The organism is Burkholderia sp. WSM2232 (assembly GCF_000472545.1).
Classification (GTDB): domain Bacteria; phylum Pseudomonadota; class Gammaproteobacteria; order Burkholderiales; family Burkholderiaceae; genus Paraburkholderia.
In genome coordinates this window covers 40719-58825 of record NZ_AWZV01000009.1, presented here as the reverse complement: position 1 = coordinate 58825, position 18107 = coordinate 40719, and the positions used below count along the sequence as shown (strand labels likewise).

General features: G+C 64.0%; 15 protein-coding genes. 12 read left to right on the top strand and 3 right to left on the bottom strand.

Annotated elements, in window-relative coordinates; genetic code table 11:
- Positions 1 to 6: 6 nt before the first annotated feature.
- Positions 7 to 1338, bottom strand: a complete 1332-nt coding sequence (locus tag F757_RS0109200; protein WP_027211142.1) for a homoserine dehydrogenase — start codon at positions 1336 to 1338, stop codon at positions 7 to 9.
- Between the two features lie 96 nt (positions 1339 to 1434).
- Positions 1435 to 2682: a pyridoxal phosphate-dependent aminotransferase gene (locus tag F757_RS0109195; RefSeq protein ID WP_027211141.1), complete on the bottom strand. Its 1248-nt coding sequence runs from the start codon at positions 2680 to 2682 to the stop codon at positions 1435 to 1437.
- Positions 2683 to 3240: 558 nt separating this feature from the next.
- Here F757_RS0109195 and F757_RS0109190 point away from each other — a divergent pair.
- From F757_RS0109190 to F757_RS0109130, 11 genes are all read left to right on the top strand, one after another.
- Positions 3241 to 3615 (top strand): Mth938-like domain-containing protein, encoded by a 375-nt coding sequence (locus tag F757_RS0109190; protein ID WP_027211140.1) that lies wholly within the window; start codon positions 3241 to 3243, stop codon positions 3613 to 3615.
- A gap of 428 nt (positions 3616 to 4043) precedes the next feature.
- On the top strand, positions 4044 to 5894 hold the full coding sequence (locus F757_RS0109180; protein WP_027211138.1) for a glycosyltransferase family 39 protein: 1851 nt from the start codon (positions 4044 to 4046) through the stop codon (positions 5892 to 5894).
- 25 nt (positions 5895 to 5919) lie between these two features.
- On the top strand, positions 5920 to 6291 hold the full coding sequence (locus F757_RS0109175; protein WP_027211137.1) for an SMR family transporter: 372 nt from the start codon (positions 5920 to 5922) through the stop codon (positions 6289 to 6291).
- A 184-nt stretch (positions 6292 to 6475) separates the two neighbouring features.
- Positions 6476 to 7636: a DegT/DnrJ/EryC1/StrS family aminotransferase gene (locus F757_RS0109170; RefSeq protein ID WP_027211136.1), complete on the top strand. Its 1161-nt coding sequence runs from the start codon at positions 6476 to 6478 to the stop codon at positions 7634 to 7636.
- 7 nt (positions 7637 to 7643) lie between these two features.
- Positions 7644 to 8696 (top strand): glycosyltransferase, encoded by a 1053-nt coding sequence (locus tag F757_RS0109165; RefSeq protein WP_027211135.1) that lies wholly within the window; start codon positions 7644 to 7646, stop codon positions 8694 to 8696.
- The gene (locus F757_RS0109160; RefSeq protein ID WP_027211134.1) at positions 8693 to 9628 is read left to right on the top strand and encodes a formyltransferase; all 936 of its coding nucleotides are present in this window, start codon (positions 8693 to 8695) and stop codon (positions 9626 to 9628) included. Before F757_RS0109165 ends, F757_RS0109160 begins: the two co-directional genes overlap by 4 nt.
- Complete coding sequence (locus tag F757_RS0109155; protein WP_027211133.1) at positions 9625 to 10671, top strand: bifunctional UDP-4-keto-pentose/UDP-xylose synthase; 1047 nt, start codon at positions 9625 to 9627, stop codon at positions 10669 to 10671. The genes F757_RS0109160 and F757_RS0109155 overlap by 4 nt, the downstream gene beginning before the upstream one ends.
- 9 nt (positions 10672 to 10680) lie before the next feature.
- On the top strand, positions 10681 to 11574 hold the full coding sequence (locus F757_RS0109150; protein WP_027211132.1) for a polysaccharide deacetylase family protein: 894 nt from the start codon (positions 10681 to 10683) through the stop codon (positions 11572 to 11574).
- Positions 11575 to 11761: 187 nt separating this feature from the next.
- A complete protein-coding gene (locus tag F757_RS0109145; protein WP_027211131.1) occupies positions 11762 to 12223 on the top strand; it encodes a peroxiredoxin in 462 nt (153 codons plus the stop codon).
- A 355-nt stretch (positions 12224 to 12578) separates the two neighbouring features.
- Positions 12579 to 14420 carry a PhoH family protein gene (locus F757_RS0109135; protein WP_027211130.1) on the top strand — a complete coding sequence of 614 codons (1842 nt, stop codon included), beginning with the start codon at positions 12579 to 12581 and terminating at the stop codon, positions 14418 to 14420.
- A 215-nt stretch (positions 14421 to 14635) separates the two neighbouring features.
- Complete coding sequence (locus F757_RS0109130) at positions 14636 to 15889, top strand: NlpC/P60 family protein (protein WP_027211129.1); 1254 nt, start codon at positions 14636 to 14638, stop codon at positions 15887 to 15889.
- A 38-nt stretch (positions 15890 to 15927) separates the two neighbouring features.
- On the opposite strand, the gene rfaE1 is transcribed toward F757_RS0109130, so the two are convergent.
- Positions 15928 to 16854 (bottom strand): D-glycero-beta-D-manno-heptose-7-phosphate kinase, encoded by a 927-nt coding sequence (gene rfaE1, locus F757_RS33245; protein WP_084530793.1) that lies wholly within the window; start codon positions 16852 to 16854, stop codon positions 15928 to 15930.
- A 284-nt stretch (positions 16855 to 17138) separates the two neighbouring features.
- Here rfaE1 and F757_RS0109120 point away from each other — a divergent pair, with 284 nt between their 5' ends.
- On the top strand, positions 17139 to 17945 hold the full coding sequence (locus F757_RS0109120) for an SDR family oxidoreductase (protein WP_027211128.1): 807 nt from the start codon (positions 17139 to 17141) through the stop codon (positions 17943 to 17945).
- Positions 17946 to 18107 lie beyond the last annotated feature (162 nt).

The window sequence follows — 18107 nt, the reverse complement described above, 5'->3', positions numbered from 1 at the left end:
TTCGGCCTAGTTCAGCGCTTCCATGCGCAGCTTCGTGACTTGCGAGACGACGGTCTGCAACGCCTCGATCGACGTGATCGCAGCATTGACGTTCTTTTCGACCGTTTCGTGCGTGATCAGGATGATGTCGGTTTCGCCCTTGCCATTGGCGTCGACCTGTTCGGACTCCTTCTGCAGGAGCGCGTCGATCGAGATACCGGTGTCGGCCAGAATACGCGTGATGTCGGCCAGCACGCCCGTCACGTCCGCAACCCGCAGACGCAGGTAGTAGCCGCTCGTCACTTCGTCGATAGGCAGAATCGGCGTGTTCGACAGACGGTCCGGCTGGAATGCGAGATGCGGCACGCGGTGCTCCGGGTCGGCCGTATGCAGGCGCGTCACGTCCACCAGATCGGCGACGACCGCCGAGGCCGTGGGCTCCGCGCCCGCGCCCTTGCCATAGTACAAGGTGGTGCCCACAGCGTCGCCATGCACGACGACCGCGTTCATCGCGCCTTCCACGTTGGCGAGCAGGCGCTTTTCCGGAATCAGCGTGGGATGCACGCGCAACTCGATGCCCTTGTCCGTGCGGCGCGCAATGCCGAGCAGCTTGATGCGGTAGCCGAGCTCCTCGGCGTACTTGATGTCGATCGCCGCGAGCTTGCTGATACCTTCCACGTAAGCGCGGTCGAATTGCACCGGCACGCCGAACGCAATCGCGCTCATGATGGTGGCCTTGTGCGCGGCGTCCACACCTTCGATGTCGAAGGTCGGGTCGGCTTCGGCATAGCCCAGTTCCTGCGCGGCTTTGAGCGCAGTCGCGAAGTCCAGCCCGCGGTCGCGCATTTCCGAAAGAATGTAGTTCGTCGTGCCGTTGATGATGCCCGCAATGTACTGGATCCGGTTGGCCGTCAGACCTTCGCGGAGCGCCTTGATGATCGGGATGCCACCCGCCACCGCAGCCTCGAACGCGACCATCACGCCGTTGGCGCGCGCCGCCTCGAAAATTTCCGTGCCGTGCACCGCAAGCAGCGCCTTGTTGGCCGTGACCACATGCTTGCCATTCGCAATGGCGCGCAGCACGAGGTCGCGCGCCACGCCCGTGCCGCCGATCATTTCCGCAATGATGTCGATAGACGGGTCGTCGACCACCGCGTTGAAGTCGTCGGTGAGCGCGACGCTCGCGGCCTGCGCGCCGAGCGCCGCCGTTGCCTTGGCCGGATTGCGCACGGCGATGCGCGCAACCTCGATGCCGCGACCCGCGCGACGTTTGATTTCTTCCTGATTGCGGCGCAGTACCGTGAAGGTGCCGCTGCCTACCGTGCCGAAGCCCAGCAGTCCAACTTTGATCGGTTCCATGCAGCGTGGTGTCGAGTAGTGATTAAGGGAATTCGAAAGCGGCGCTTGCCGGATGCGCGCAGCGGACAGATCACGCGTTGCGCCCCGTATTGTGCGCTAGACCGTGTGACGTTTGCGGTAACCGTCAAGAAAGCGCGCGATCCGGTGGATCGAATCGGCCAGATCGTCCACGTTCGGCAGGAACACGACGCGGAAGTGATCCGGCGTCTTCCAGTTAAACCCAGTGCCCTGCACGAGCAGCACACGCTCTTCGAGCAGCAGGTCGAGAATGAACTGCTGGTCGTTCTGGATCGGATAGACCTTCGGGTCGAGGCGCGGGAACATGTAGAGCGCGGCCTCTGGTTTCACGCAGCTCACGCCGGGAATTGCCGTGAGCATGTCGTACGCGAGTTCGCGCTGCTTGTAGAGGCGCCCGCCCGGCACGATCAGGTCGTTGATGCTCTGATAGCCGCCTAGCGCCGTCTGAATGGCGTACTGGCCAGGCACGTTCGGACACAGACGCATGGACGCGAGAATGCCGAGCCCCTCGAAATAGTCCTTCGCGTGGCGGCGGTTTTCGCCGGTCAGGCCCGAAATGAACATCCAGCCTGCGCGGTAGCCGCACGAGCGATAGCTCTTCGAGAGGCTGTTGAACGTGACGGTCAGGACGTCTTCGGAGAGCGCGGCCATCGACGTGTGCTTCTTGCCGTCGTACACGATCTTGTCGTACACCTCGTCGGCGAAGATCACGAGGCCGTGCTGGCGCGCGATCTCGATCAGGCCGAGCAGCAGTTCGTCGGAATACAGCGCGCCGGTCGGATTGTTCGGATTGATGACGACGAGCGCGCGCGTGTTCGGCGTGATTTTCGCGCGGATGTCGTCCAGGTCGGGCATCCAGCGGTTCGACTCGTCGCAGATGTAGTGCACCGGGGTGCCGCCCGCGAGGCTCACGCCGGCGGTCCACAGCGGATAGTCCGGTGCGGGCAGCAGCACTTCGTCCCCGTCGTTCAGAAGCCCCTGCAGCGCCATCACGATCAGTTCGGACGCCCCGTTGCCGATGTAGATGTCGTCCAGCTCGACACCGTGCACGCCCTTTTGCTGCGTGTAATGCATGATCGCCTTGCGCGCGGCGAACACGCCCTTCGAGTCGGAATAGCCCGACGAGCCGGGCAGATTCAGGATCATGTCCTGAATGATTTCGTCCGGCGCTTCGAAGCCGAACGGCGCGAGGTTGCCGATGTTCAGCTTGATGATGCGGTGGCCTTCTTCTTCGAGCCGCTTCGCATGTTCGAGGACCGGCCCGCGAATGTCGTAGCAGACATTCAGCAACTTGTTTGACTTGAGAATCGGTTTCACGGCGGGCACTTCATCCTGGTTAATGGGCATTGGGGGCTGCCAGGCTTCACGCCGAGGCCGGTGTAGATCAGACACAAACTGGCAGAAACGGGCAAAAAACGGGCAAAAAACGGGCAAAAAACGGGCAAAAACGGCTGGACGACAGGCCGACACCACGCTTGCCGGCAGCTCTGCCGCGCGCCCCGAACCAAGGGCCAACAGCCGGCTCGGGCAAAAAAATCGACGGCGCACAGCACTCGCCGAGTGCAAATTCGGGACACGGCAACGCCGCAGGGCCGCTCCGTAGCGGGCCGCCCGAGGGGACGAAACGGGCGCAACCAGGGTATGCAGGATGGGCCGCACCCCGGAGCGTCGGCGCGGCTCGTGGCGGCGCATGCGCGGGGGGCGCCGCTGGGCGGCCAAAAAGTTATAATTTAGCGGATTTTGGCCGACTTCCGCAATGCACCAAGTGCAACGGGAGCCTTTTGAGCCCTTTCCTGTCCCACTCGTGTAGAACCGCCCTGCTCGCGTTTGCCGCGTCGGGCCTTCAACACGCACGATGTCTCGCGACGACTTCGGAAAACGAATTTGAAATTACATCAGGATTCCAGCGGCGCCCTCAACACCGTCACGGGCTACGGCGCCGGCTACGTGGAAATCAATCTGGAGCGCCATGCCGGCAGCATTCTGGTGATGCCGGACGCGCCCGTCATCCCTTGGCCCGTTACGTCTTTCGAGCAACTCACCCCTGAGCTTTTCGCGATGCTGGTGGATTCCGCGCCGGAGGTGGTGGTGTTCGGCAGCGGCGAGCGGCTGCGCTTTCCGCACCCGCGCCTGACCGCCGTGCTGACGGCAAAGCGCATCGGCGTCGAAACCATGGACTTCAAGGCCGCCTGCCGCACGTACAACATTTTGATGGCCGAGGGCCGCAAGGTCGCGGCCGCGCTGCTGATCGAAGCGTAGCGGTTGCACGCAGTCGAGTGCAGGCGTGCGAGGCCGGGCCGTGTGGCCGTGCTGCCGTGCGACGGCGGATGCCGTGCGACGGCGGATGCCGTGCGACGGCGGATGCCGTGCGATGGCCGTTGCCGTGCGATGGCCACTGTGGTGCGGTGGATGCTGCGTTGCGATGGCCGCTGCCGTGCCATGGCCATTGCCGTGCGATGGCTGCCGCCTTGGCATGCCAATGGCCGTTCGTCCGGCCAGCGATCCATCGCGCGCAGGCCGAAAGCGGCTGACCGCGAGTTTCGCGCACCTGCCGCCTGGCCCGCCCTCGCCGCGCCACGCACGATCACGTACACTGCGCGCCATCCGCGCGCAGGCAGCCGCCTGCCGGCATTTCCCAATAACAATGCAGCGCCGCGCAAGCGGCGTCGCCAGAAAGGTTTAAATCCATGAACGATACGCCGTCGAGGCTACCGCTCAACCGCACCACGATATTTTTACTGGTGCTGATCCTTGCCCTTATCTGGTTCGTGCCGCTCGGCTGGCGCCATCTGCTGCCAAGCGACGAGGGCCGCTACGCCGAAATGGCCCGCGAGATGTTCACGACCAGCGACTGGATCACACCGCGCTATAACGGCTACAAGTATTTCGAAAAGCCGCCGCTCCAGACCTGGGCAAACGCGCTCACCTTCGCGTGGTTCGGCATCGGCGAATGGCAGGCGCGGCTCTATACCGCGCTGACGGGTTTTGCCGGCGTCCTGCTGATCGGCTACACCGGCGCACGCGTCTTCAATGCGGCGACCGGCGTGTTCGCCGCACTGGTGCTGGCGACCTCGCCGTACTGGAATCTGATGGGCCACTTCAACACACTCGACATGGGCCTGTCGTTCTGGATGGAACTGACGCTGTGCGCGCTGCTGCTCGCACAGCGCCCTAACCTGACGGTTTCGTGCGTGCGCGGCTGGATGTGGCTGTGCTGGGCGTCCATGGCGCTCGCGGTGCTCTCCAAGGGGCTTGTCGGCGTGATCCTGCCGGGCGCCGTGCTCGTGCTCTACACGTTGATCGCGCGGGACTGGGCGGTCTGGAAACGCCTGCATCTGATCGGCGGCCTGCTCGTGTTCTTCGCGATCGTCACGCCGTGGTTCGTGCTGGTGCAGCAGCGCAATCCGGAATTCCTCAATTTTTTCTTTATCGTTCAGCAGTTCAAGCGCTATCTGACGCCTGAGCAGAACCGCCCCGGGCCGTTCTATTACTTCGTGCCGGTGCTCATCATCGGTTTCCTGCCGTGGCTTTCGGCGACCGTGCAAAGCGTGCGTCACGCATGGCGTCTGCCGCGCCAGCCGAACGGCTTCGCGCCCGTCACGTTGATGCTCGTCTGGACCGGCTTCATTTTCCTGTTCTTCAGCGCGTCGCATTCCAAGCTGCTGTCGTACACGCTGCCTGTGGCGCCGGCCATCGCGCTTCTGATCGGCATGTATCTGCCGCTCGTCACGCGCGAGCAGTTGCGCCGTCACCTGACCGGCTATGCGCTATTTCTCGTAGTCGCTGCGTTTGCCGCGCTTTTTCTGCCGCGCTTTGGCAGCGCGCGCAATCCGGGCGAAATTTACGCCGCGTATCGCACCTGGGTGCTCGCGGCGCTCGCGGTGGCCTTCGCGCTCACACTGGCGGCGCTCTGGATCAATCGACGCAGCCGCGGCGCCGGTCTCGGTGCCGTCGCGAGTTTCGGCGCCGCGTGGCTGCTGCTCGGCACGATTGCTGGTACGGGTCACGACGTATTCGGGCGCCTTAGCTCGGGCGCGCCGCTCGCGCCCACCATCAAGGCGCAAATGGCGAAATTGCCCGCCGACACGCCGTTCTACTCGGTTGGCGTGCTGGACCACACGTTGCCGTTCTACATCGGCCACACCATGACGATGGTCGAGCATGCCGATGAACTGGCGTTCGGGGTGTCGGTGGAGCCGCAGAAATGGCTGCCTTCGGTGCAGGCCTGGGAAGAGCGCTGGAGGGCCGACCGCTACGCGCTTGCGCTGCTTCCGCCGCAGACCTATGACAGGCTCCTGAGCGAAGGTCTGCCCATGCAGGTGGTTGCGCGGGACTCGCGCCGCGTGGTGGTGATGAAGCCGCTCACGGCGCAGCCGGCGGCGCCCGCTGCGTCTGCGTCTGGGGAGGCGTTTGCGCGTGCGCCTGAGTCTGCAGCGGCACCGGCCCCCGCAGCGTCGGACGCACCGGCACCGGCAGCCTCGGCCACGCCGGCCGCCCCGCCCGTGCCCGCCGCGCCGGCACCGAAACCGCAATCATGACCCCATATCAGGATCCTGAGCCCCGATGAACCCGATTTCCCTCTTTTGCATCCTGGCCGGCGTCACGTTGAACGCCGGCGCGCAGTTGCTGCTCAAAGCCGGAACGAATGCCGTTGGACACTTTGAATTCAGCCGTGCGAACATCCTGCCCATCGCCTTTCGACTGGCGACGCAGCCGCCGATCATCGGCGGCCTCGCCTGCTATGTGATCAGCGTGGTGGTGTGGGTCGTCGGGCTGTCGCGCGTAGACGTTTCGATTGCCTATCCCATGCTGTCGCTCGGCTACATCGTCAATGCTTTCGCCGCGTGGTATCTGTTCGGCGAAGTGCTGTCGGTGCAGAAACTGGTCGGCATCGGCGTCATCCTGGTGGGCGTGGCGATAGTCGCCCGCAGCTAGACGCTCTTGCGCCTCGCGCCGCAGCAAGACAACGTAAGCCGGCGTTCATGCCGGACAAGCAAAACGTAAGGTCGATCGCGGTATGCTCCGCGGTTGCACCCTTTTTTGGCCTGGGCCTCGCATGGCGCGTCGTGTGTCGACGGCGCCTTGCGGGCCCCGGCCCTTTCGATCGAGCGAAGCATTCATGACCCAGTCAACCGTTCCGCCGCTGCCGTTCCTGCCATTCGTCAAACCGGAAATCGACGAAGAAACGATTCAAGGTGTAGCCGAGGTGCTGCGCTCCGGCTGGATCACCACCGGCCCGCAGAACCAGAAGTTCGAGGCCGCGCTGTCCGAATTCTGCGGCGGCCGCCCGGTACGCACCTTCAATTCCGGCACGGCGACGCTCGAAATCGGCCTGCGCATCGCAGGCGTCGGCCCCGGCGACGAAGTCATCACCACGCCGGCCTCGTGGGTCGCGACCAGCAATGTGATCTACGAAGTCGGCGCAACGCCGGTGTTCGCGGACATCGACCCGGTGACGCGCAACATCGACCTGGACAAGCTCGAGCAGGCAATCACCCCGCGCACCAGGGCGCTCATCCCGGTTTATCTGTCCGGCCTGCCCGTCGACATGGACCGCCTCTACGCGATTGCCCGCGCGCACAAGCTGCGCGTGGTGGAAGACGCCGCCCAGGCGTTCGGCTCGACGTGGAAGGGCCAGCGAATCGGCGCGATTGGCGACATGGTCTCGTTCAGCTTTCACGCGAACAAGAATCTGACGTCGGTCGAAGGCGGCGCCCTGGTGCTGAACAACGAGGACGAAGCCATCCTCGCGCAGAAATACCGGCTGCAAGGCATCACCCGCACAGGCTTCGACGGCATGGACTGCGACGTGCTCGGCGGCAAGTACAACCTCACGGACGTTGCCGCGCGCGTCGGCCTCGGACAGTTGCCGCATCTGGAACGTTTTCTCGCGCAGCGCCGCAAGCTCGTGCGCGCATACTACGCGGGCCTGGAGGGCGGCGCGGCGGTGAAACTGGGCGTCGGCCTGCCGTTCGCCGACTTCGAGAACAGCAACTGGCACATGTTCCAGATCACGCTGCCGCTGGAAAAGCTTTCGCTCGACCGCGCCGGTTTCATGGGACAGTTGAAGGAACGCGGCATCGGCTCGGGCGTGCACTACCCGGCCATTCACCTGTTCTCGCTGTATCGCGCGCGCGGCTTCACGCCAGGCATGTTCCCGCATGCCGAGCGTTTCGGCGCCAGCAACGTCACGCTGCCGCTGTTCACGCTGATGAACGAAGGCGACGTTGAGCGCGTATGCCGCGCGGTCAACGAAATTTGCGAACAATACGGAAAGTAAGCGGAAAATGATTTATACGGAACAAAGCGCCGTCACACCGGAAGTGTCGATCATCATTCCGGTGTACAACGAGGAAGCCGGACTGGCAGCGCTCTTTGCGCGGCTTTACCCGGCGCTCGACGCGCTCGGCACGTCCTATGAAGTGATCTTCATCAACGACGGCAGCCGCGACAAATCGCCCGCGCTGCTCGCCGAGCAGTTCCGCGCGCGCCCGGACACGACCCGCGTGATCCTGCTCAACGGCAACTACGGGCAGCACATGGCGATCCTCGCGGGCTTCGAGCAGTCGCGCGGCGAGATCGTCATCACGCTCGACGCCGATCTGCAGAACCCGCCGGAAGAGATCGGCAAGCTCGTGAACAAGATGCGCGAGGGCTTCGACTATGTCGGCACCATCCGCCTGCAACGCCAGGACAGCCTGTGGCGCCGCAAAGCGTCGCGCGCTATGAACCGTCTGCGCGAGCGCATCACCCACATCAAGATGACCGACCAGGGCTGCATGCTGCGCGCGTACAGCCGGCACATCATCGACACGATCAATCGTTGCGGCGAAATCAACACCTTCATTCCGGCGCTCGCCTACACGTTCGCGCAGAATCCGGTGGAGATCGAGGTCGCGCACGAAGAGCGCTTCGCAGGCGAATCGAAGTACTCGCTGTATTCGCTGATCCGCCTGAATTTCGACCTGGTGACCGGCTTCTCCGTCGTGCCGCTGCAGTGGCTGTCGTTCATCGGCGTGATCCTGTCGCTCGGCTCGGCGGCGCTCTTCGTGCTGCTGCTGATTCGTCGCTTCATCATCGGCGCGGAAGTTCAGGGCGTGTTCACGCTCTTTGCGATTACGTTCTTCCTGCTGGGCGTGATCATCTTCGCGCTCGGGCTGCTCGGCGAATACATCGGGCGGATCTATCAGCAGGTGCGCGCGCGCCCGCGCTATCTGGTGCAGACCATTCTCGAGGAGCGCAACGGCACGGCCGTGGCCGACGTGCCGCGCCAGACGGTGGTGCAGGCAATTCGACCGGCGCCCATCGCCGACGAGCGCAACGAGGGTCTTGACCGATGAAACCGCGCGCCGTCGTATTTGCGTATCACAACGTCGGCGTGCGCTGCCTGCAGGTGCTGCTCGCGCGCGGCGTGGAGGTGGCGCTCGTCGTCACGCACGAGGACAGCCCGACCGAGAACATCTGGTTCGGCAGCGTCGCGAGCGTCGCGGCCGAGCACGGCATTGCCGTCGTGACGCCCGCCGACCCGAAGAGCCCGGAATTGCGCGCAGCCATTAGCGCGGCGCGCCCGGACTTCATCTTCTCGTTCTACTACCGTCACATGCTGCCGGTCGACCTGCTCGCGCTCGCCGCGCGCGGCGCCTACAACATGCACGGCTCGCTGCTGCCCAAGTACCGGGGCCGCGTACCCACCAACTGGGCGGTGCTGCACGGCGAAACCGAAACGGGTGCGACGCTGCACGAAATGGCCGCCAAGCCCGACGCGGGCGCGATCATTGCGCAAACGCCCGTGCCGATCCTGCCGGACGACACTGCCGCGCAAGTGTTCGACAAGGTCACCGTGGCCGCCGAGCAAACGCTGTGGCGCGTGCTGCCCGCGCTGCTCGCGGGCGAGGCGCCGCATCTGCCGAACGATCTGTCGCACGGCAGCTACTACGGCGGGCGCAAGCCGGAAGACGGCCGCATTGACTGGAGCCAGCCGGCGCAACAGGTCTACAACCTGATTCGCGCGGTCGCGCCGCCCTATCCCGGCGCGTTCACCGACATCGGCGGCCGCCGTTTCGTGGTTGCGCGCGCGCGCCTCGCGACACCCGGCGCGCTTCGCTCGGATTTGCCGCCGGGCCTGCACGTAAGCGATAATGCCGTCTTTGCGATATGCGGCGACGGTCGCGCGATCGCGGTCCACGAATTGCGGCATCAGCACGACGGCAGCGAAACCGTCGTCACTCCGGCCGAATTCGCCCAGTTCCTCCAAACTCCCCGACATTTATGAAGAAAGTCCTGATCCTGGGTGTGAACGGCTTTATCGGCCATCACCTGTCCAAACGCATTCTCGAAACGACCGATTGGGAAGTCTTCGGGATGGACATGCAGACAGAACGTCTGGGCGATCTCATCAATCATGAGCGGATGCACTTTTTCGAAGGCGACATTACGATCAACAAGGAGTGGGTCGAATATCACATCAAGAAGTGCGATGTGATTCTGCCGCTGGTCGCGATCGCCACGCCCGCCACGTACGTAAAGCAGCCGCTGCGCGTGTTCGAACTCGACTTCGAGGCGAACCTGCCGATCGTGCGTTCGGCCGTCAAGTACGGCAAGCACCTTGTGTTTCCGTCCACGTCCGAGGTTTACGGCATGTGCACGGACGAGCAGTTCGATCCGGAAGAATCGCAGCTGTCGTATGGCCCGATCAACAAGCCGCGCTGGATCTATGCGTGCTCGAAGCAGTTGATGGACCGCGTGATCTGGGGCTATGGCATGGAGGGCCTGAACTTCACGCTGTTCCGTCCGTTCAACTGGATCGGCCCGGGCCTCGACTCGATCTACACGCCGAAGGAAGGCAGCTCGCGCGTGGTTACGCAATTCCTCGGCCATATCGTGCGCGGAGAGAACATCAGCCTCGTGGACGGCGGCGCGCAAAAGCGCGCGTTCACGGATATCGACGACGGCATCGGCGCGCTGATGAAGATCATCGAGAACAAGGACGGCGTGGCGACGGGCAAGATCTACAACATCGGCAATCCGACCAACAACTTCTCGGTGCGCGAGCTTGCGCACAAGATGCTTGCGCTTGCCGCGGAATTCCCCGAATACGCAGACAGCGCGAAGCAGGTGCAACTGGTCGAGACCTCGTCGGGCGCGTACTACGGCGCAGGCTACCAGGACGTGCAGAACCGCGTGCCGAAGATCGACAACACGATGCAGGAACTCGGCTGGGCGCCGAAGTCGACCTTCGACGAAGCGCTGCGCAAGATTTTCGAAGCGTATCGCGGCCATGTCGCTGAAGCACGCGCACTCGTCGAACAGCAATAAGGGCTGATCTTGGCCCGTATCGTCCTGAAGATCGACGTCGACACGCTGCGCGGCACCCGCGAAGGCGTGCCGAACCTCGCGCGTATCTTCGACCGCTTCAAGGCGCGCGCCACGTTCCTGTTCAGCCTCGGGCCCGATCACACCGGTTGGGCGATGCGCCGCGTGCTGCGCCCGGGCTTCCTGCAGAAAGTGTCGCGCACCTCGGTAGTCGAACACTACGGGCTCAGGCAGTTGATGTACGGGGTGCTGCTGCCGGGGCCGGACATTGGCGTGAAAGCGTCGGCGCAAATGCGCGCGATTCACGAAGCCGGTTTCGAGTGCGGCATCCATACGTGGGACCACGTGTACTGGCAGGACAACGTCCGCTCGAAAGACCGCGCGTGGACAACGGCACAAATGCAGAAAAGCCACGAGCGCTTCGTCGATATTTTCGGCGCGCCGCCCGTCACGCACGGCGCGGCGGGCTGGCAGATGAACGGCCATGCGTTCGAGCAGATCGACGCCTGGGGCATGCACTACGCGTCCGACGGCCGGGGCCATTCGCCGTACCTGCCGGTCGTGGACGGCAAGACGCTCGCACACGTGCAGATGCCGACCACGCTGCCCACGCTCGACGAAGTGCTGGGCGTGAACGGGGTGGACGAACACAACGTCGCCGCCTGTATGCTCAGGCACACGGAAAACAATCCGCACGATCAGGTCTTCACGCTGCACGCCGAACTTGAAGGCCAGAAGCTCGCGCCGATCTTCGAACAATTGCTGGAGGGCTGGCGCGCGCAAGGCCACACGTTTGCGACCATGGGCGACTACTACGCGGCGCTGGACCGCAGCGCGCTGCCATCGTACCCTGTTACGTGGGGCGAAATTCCAGGGCGCTCCGGCGAGCTGATCGTCCAGCCATGACGGGTCGGCAGGCGTGCGGAGCGACGCAGCCGTTGGCCTGCTGTCCGCCAACCCCGCCCTGACGAGCCCAGCCGCCACGCAAGCGTATGCGTACCGGCAGCCCCTCCCCAAAAATGTCTCGATGCCAGGTCCGCGCCGCCCTGACGGATTAACACGGCGGCGCCGACCATCACAACCGGAGAATCTCGTGCCCATCGCAGTCGATCAACCCATCCCCGACTTCACCGCTGCCGCTACCGGAGGTGAGATCACGCTGTCCAAGCTGCGGGGTAAGAAGGTGGTGCTGTATTTTTATCCGAAGGACAACACGCCGGGCTGCACGACCGAAGGTCTGCAGTTCCGCGATCTGTATCCGAAGTTCAAGAAGGCCGGCAGCGAAATTCTCGGCGTTTCGCGCGACAGCCTGCGCTCGCATGAGAACTTCAAGGCGAAGCTCGAACTGCCCTTCCCGCTCATCTCCGACCCGGAAGAAAAATTGTGCGCGCTCTTTAACGTCATCAAAATGAAGAAAATGTATGGCAAGGAAGTACGTGGGATCGAACGCTCCACCTTTCTCATCGATGCTGAAGGCGTGCTTCGCGAAGAGTGGCGCGGCGTGAAAGTGCCCGGCCATGTCGACGACATTCTGGAGGCTGTACAAGCGCTGTGAGGCGCGTTATATTGGGTTGCAATGAGTGCCTGTCCATCCCAAATTTTTCGCTGCTGCGCAAGGCTTGACGGTCGTGTCGGTCATGGCATCCGATCCGTCGAAGTCGTGAGGCGCAACGCGAACACCGTAGGCGAGCCGCTTGCCCCGTACAACGGGGCGGCGGCTTTTTTAATTGCGCGCAGCCGCTCGTTCACTGGCCGCGCGCTTTCCGTTAAGGAGCCGATCGAAGACCAGGCGAACCGGCATCTTTAGACCGAATGCGCGCCTCCGGGCGCAAACTGCGTGCGCGACATCGGCACCGGCAGAATGCGACAGGCGGCGCACGATATGTGACCCGATTATTCCGAGGGAAACCATGCCTTTGCCTACCCCCCCGAGCAAGCTCGGCAATCTCCTGCCACCTGACGAATACAAGGCCAAGGCCGCCACCCCCGCGCGCTCAGCAGCGAAGAAACAGCCCGAGGGAGAGTCCGCCGAACCGGCCAACTACGGTCGCGCGAACGTCGCCACGCCTATGGCGCATGCCGCCAATGCCGCGACCACCTTGCGACCCGTGCCGGCGTCGTCGGCTTCCGCTACAGCGCCTACTGCCACAGGCGAGGCCGCTCACGCGCGCGGCGCGTCGGGCTCCGGCCGCAAGACGAGGCAAACTGCGGCGCTGCTGCAGCCCGTCCCCGCAGCCGCGCCGCAGCCGGTCGTCGCGCGCAAGCCTGGCGTGAAAGAGCCCGTGGCCAGCACGGCCGCCGCAGCGCCTACCACGCGCGGCACCAGCAAGAAACGCGGCACGGCTGCGCAGCCGGTCGAGATCCAGAAGCTTTTCGTGCTCGACACGAACGTGCTGATGCACGACCCGAGCTGCCTGTTCCGCTTCGAGGAACACGACGTCTATCTACCCATGATGACGTTGGAAGAGCTCGACAATCACAAGAAGGGCATGTCGGAAGTCGCGCGTAACGCCCGCCAGGTGAGCCGCACGCTCGACGCGCTGGTCGCGAACGCAGGCAACATTTCGGACGGCATCTCGCTTGCGCGTCTGGGCAGCAGGGAGGCATCCGGGCGCCTGTACTTCCAGACGAAGCTGACGGCCATCGAACCGGTCGAAGGCCTGCCCCAAGGCAAAGCCGACAATCAGATTCTCGGCGTGGTGCGCGCGTTGCAGCGCGACCGTTCGGATCGCCAGGTCGTGCTGGTGTCGAAAGACATCAACATGCGCATCAAGGCACATGCGCTCGGCTTGCCGGCCGAAGACTACTTCAACGACCAGGTGCTGGAAGACAGCGACCTGCTGTATTCGGGCATCCGCGCACTGCCGCAAGACTTCTGGACGCGGCACGCGAAGGGCATGGAGAGCTGGCAGGACACCAAGACCGGCACCACGTATTACCGCGTGACCGGGCCGCTGTGCCCGTCGATGCTCGTCAACGAATTCGTTTATCTCGAGCCGCAGAACGGCGAGCCAGCGTTTCATGCACTGGTGCGCGAACTGAACGGCAAGACGGCGCTGCTGCAAACGCTGCGTGATTACGGCCACCACAAGAACAACGTGTGGGGCATTACCGCGCGCAACCGCGAGCAGAACTTCGCGCTGAATCTGTTGATGAACCCCGAGATCGACTTCGTGACGCTGCTCGGCCAGGCGGGCACGGGCAAAACGCTGGTCGCGCTCGCAGCCGGACTCGCGCAGGTGCTCGACGACAAGCGCTACAACGAGATCATCGTCACGCGCGCGACGGTGCCGGTGGGCGAGGACATCGGCTTCCTGCCTGGTACCGAAGAGGAAAAGATGCAGCCGTGGATGGGTGCATTCGACGACAACCTCGAAGTGCTGCAGAAAACCGATGACGCTGCCGGCGAATGGGGCCGCGCCGCAACGCAGGAACTGATTCGCTCGCGCCTGAAGATCAAGAGCATGAACTTCATGCGCGGCCGTACGTTCGTGGACAAGTATCTGATCATCGACGAGGCGCAAAACCTCACGCCCAAGCAGATGAAAACGCTCGTCACGCGTGCGGGCCCGGGCACGAAGATCATCTGCCTCGGCAACATCGCGCAGATCGATACGCCGTATCTGACAGAGGGCAGTTCGGGTTTGACTTACGTGGTAGACCGCTTCAAAGGTTGGGCGCACAGCGGTCATGTAACGCTGGCGCGCGGCGAACGTTCGCGCCTTGCGGACTACGCTTCGGAAATTCTTTAAAATCAAGCGCCTGCCTGTAATGGGCAGCGCAACAGCGAGCCGCGCCCCGAGCTTTCGGGGCGCGGCTTTTTTCTGCCCGCTGCGTCTTTCGCGAGCAACACTTAGCGCAGGGACTTCAAGTAATTTGTCAAGAGTTCTTGCCGCTTTTACGTTTCACCGGCTACCATCCGGAAATCGTCCGCCTTTAAACGAGCGTTTACCGCCCTCTGCCCTTCATGCGCCGACTCGCCTTCTCGCTGCTGACCGTTCTGCTGCTCGCCGCATGTGCCGGCGCGCCGCAGAAGACCTCGCGCAGCTCGGGAAGCTCCGTTGTCGTGGCAAACGGCGCGTATCGGGCGCCGCCGCCGGGTTTTCCCAACTTCGTGGATCACAGCATCGGCCGCGAGGAAATTTCCATTCAGGCGATGAGCCTTGTCGGCGTACCGTACCGTTGGGGCGGCAACACGCCGGACAGCGGCTTTGATTGCAGCGGCCTCGTTCGCTATGTGGTGGCGCGCGCCGCCTCGGTGAACCTGCCGCGCACGACCGCGGATATGAGCGGCCGCGGCGAATCGGTGGAACCTGACGAAATCGCGCCCGGCGACCTGATCTTTTTCAACACCACCGGGCGCCCGCATTCGCACGTGGGCATCTACGTGGGCAAACTGCGCTTTGTCAACGCGCCCTCCACGGGCGGCACGGTGCGGCTCGATTACTTGACCAACCCGTATTGGGCAAAGCGCTTCGACGGCATCCGCCGCGTGGCGGGACCGGCCGCGAAGCCTGCGCCGTTCGACGCGCCCAGCTATCAGGCGGCCGCGCCGCAGCCGGAGCGGGCAGCGGGACTGGCAGCGGCAAGTGCGTACGGCGGTGCTCGAGCCAGCGCGGCGAATGCGCCGTCGAGTGTCAGCAGGTCGGTTGCGGGCTATACCGCTGGTCTCTCGCCTTCGCAAGACAGCGCTCGAGCCGCCGCGGCGGCTGAGCCGCGCGCACCGTCGACGGCAACTGCGGATCCCGCCGTGGCCGCCCTGCCCGCAACCCGGGCGCCGCAAGTGGATCCGTTCGAACCGCCACCGCCAGGCATGAGCGCGGCGCAACTTCAGGCGCGCGCAGCGGGCGCGGTTTCGCCGACGCCGGTGGCTCCTCCGGTAGCGACTGCGTACGACAGTAGCGCTGCCGCGCCTCTGCAAGCCGCCGCGGCAGCGCGCCCGGCACCCCAGCGAGCAGACGCCGGCGCACGCGATGCGATCGACGCAGCCGCCGATGCGTTCGAGCCCCCGCCGCCCGCTTCCGTCGCCGCTCGCCAGGCACGTCTCGCGCAGCAAAGCGTGCAGACCCAACAGGCCCCGCTCACTCAGCAAGCGGATCAGCCGCGGACAGACGACGGCGCCGTGCCGATCATGCGAGCCTCGACTGCCTCGCGCAGCGCACCTGCCCCGTCTCAAACCAGCGACGACCCGATTGCCCGGTTCGCCAACGGCAACTTCTAACGACAGCAACTGCCGGATCGCTGACGCGACAGCACCGTTCAGACGCGCTGCGTGAGTTCGTCGAGCGTAATGGGCGCGGTGCCGACTTTGCCGACTACGATACCGGCTGCCACGTTGGCGAGCCGCGCGGCGCTTTCGACGTCGTGGCCCGCTGCCATCGCGGCGGCCATCGTGGCGATAACCGTGTCGCCGGCGCCGGACACGTCGTAGACTTCGCGCGCCTGCGCCGGGATGCGGATGTGGCGATTCTCGACAAATAGGCTCATGCCCTCCTCCGAGCGCGTGACAAGCAAGGCGGCCAACTCGAACTCCTCGCGCAGGCCGAACGCGCGCCGCTCGAAGTCGGCCTCGCTGGTCCACTTGCCTGCTGCCTGCGCGAATTCGTCGCGATTCGGCGTCACGACGCTCGCGCCACGGTAGATCGAGTAGTCCGGTCCTTTCGGATCGATCAGGATGGTCGCGCCGGCGGATCTCGCGTCGGACATCATCAGGCGTAGATGAGCGAGCCCGCCCTTGCCGTAATCCGAGAACACGACGGTCTTGCAGGCTTTCAACTTCTCACGGAATTGAGCGACGAGCGGAAACAGCAACTCGTGGTTCGGACGCTGCTCAAAATCGGCGCGCACAATCTGCTGGTTGCGCGAAATGACGCGCAGCTTGACGGTGGTTTGCAGCGCCGCGTCGCGCAAAAACGCGCAATGAACGTTGCGCGATTCCAGCAACGCCTGCAACGCGCGCCCGTCCGGATCGTCGCCGACCACCGACAGCAGCGTGACCTGTGCGCCCAGGTTCACCGCGTTGATGGCCACGTTGGCTGCGCCGCCCGCCACGTCGCCAGTGCGCTGAACGTGAACCACCGGTACCGGCGCCTCGGGCGAAATGCGCGTGCTGTCTCCAAACCAGTATCGGTCCAGCATCACGTCACCCGCAACGATGACCGACGCCGATGAGCAATCCAGACTCAATTTGCGGCTCCTTCAGAATGGGTTTTGTCGACAGAGAAACATCGGTCGACCGCACTGCCAAAATAATTCGTCATACTGACAAATCTGACAGCGAAAACGCTCACATTGTCACAAATGAGATGGTGGCCCCAACCGGCGCTGAGGCCTTGGCGCAACGCTCCCGGCCAATCGGATTTTTCCGATTGACCTGCGACGAACACCGCGCGGCAACGCGGGTTCGTTCAACACGCGCGCGTCGCCGATCTGCTATCGTCACCGGTATTCTTCTGAAGCGGGTGGCGACAATGGATCTCGGGCTGAAAGAAAAAGTAGTGTTGATTACAGGCGGCAGCAAGGGTATCGGCTTTGCATGCGCGCGGGCTTTCGCACTGGAAGGCGCGAAAGTTGCAATCGTCTCGCGCGACCCGGCCAATCTGGCGCGTGCGTACGAACAGCTGAAGGCGGAAGGCTTACACGTGCATCGCACACGCGCCGACCTGCACGAGCCGCACAGCGCGGCCGACATCGTCGAAGAAGTCAGCACGGCGCTCGGTCCGATTGACGTGCTCGTCAACAGCGCCGGCGCGGCGCGGCGCTACGACCCGGAAGAGCTCGATGCCGACGCGTTCCGCGCGACGATGGAAGCCAAGTATTTCCCTTACATCTATCCGCAGCAGGAAGTGCTGCGCCGAATGGCAGAGCGCGCGAAGGCCGGCGACGGCGCCGATCCGGGCACGGTCGTGAACATTATCGGTATGGGCGGCAAAGTGGCGAGCGATATTCATATTGCAGGCGGCGCCGCAAATGCCGCGCTGATGCTGGCCACGGTCGGCCTTGCTCACTACTATGCGCGTTTCGGCATTCGGATCAACGCGATCAACCCCGGCGCGACGCTGACCGAGCGCGTCGAAGAAGCCGCGAAACTGGAGGCCGCGCAGCAAGGTGTGGAAACCGCCGAGGCGCTCGCCCGCGGCCAGGCCAAGGTGCCGCTCGGGCGCTACGCGAAACCAGAGGAAATTGCAGATGTCGCGCTATTCCTGGCGAGCCGCCGCGCGAGCTATGTGACGGGCGCGATCGTCCCGATGGATGGCGGGAGTACGCCGTTGATTTAGGTTGGAAGGGTTTCTTCTGGCTTTGCGAGGGCCTTCTCAGGGCTGTGAGCGCCTTCGAGGCCTTGTGAGAGCCTTGTGGGCCTTTTACGCATTTTGCGGGCCTCGTGAGAGCCTTGTCCGGACTCGCTGGGCCACACGATGCAGCTTGCCGCCTGCTGGCAC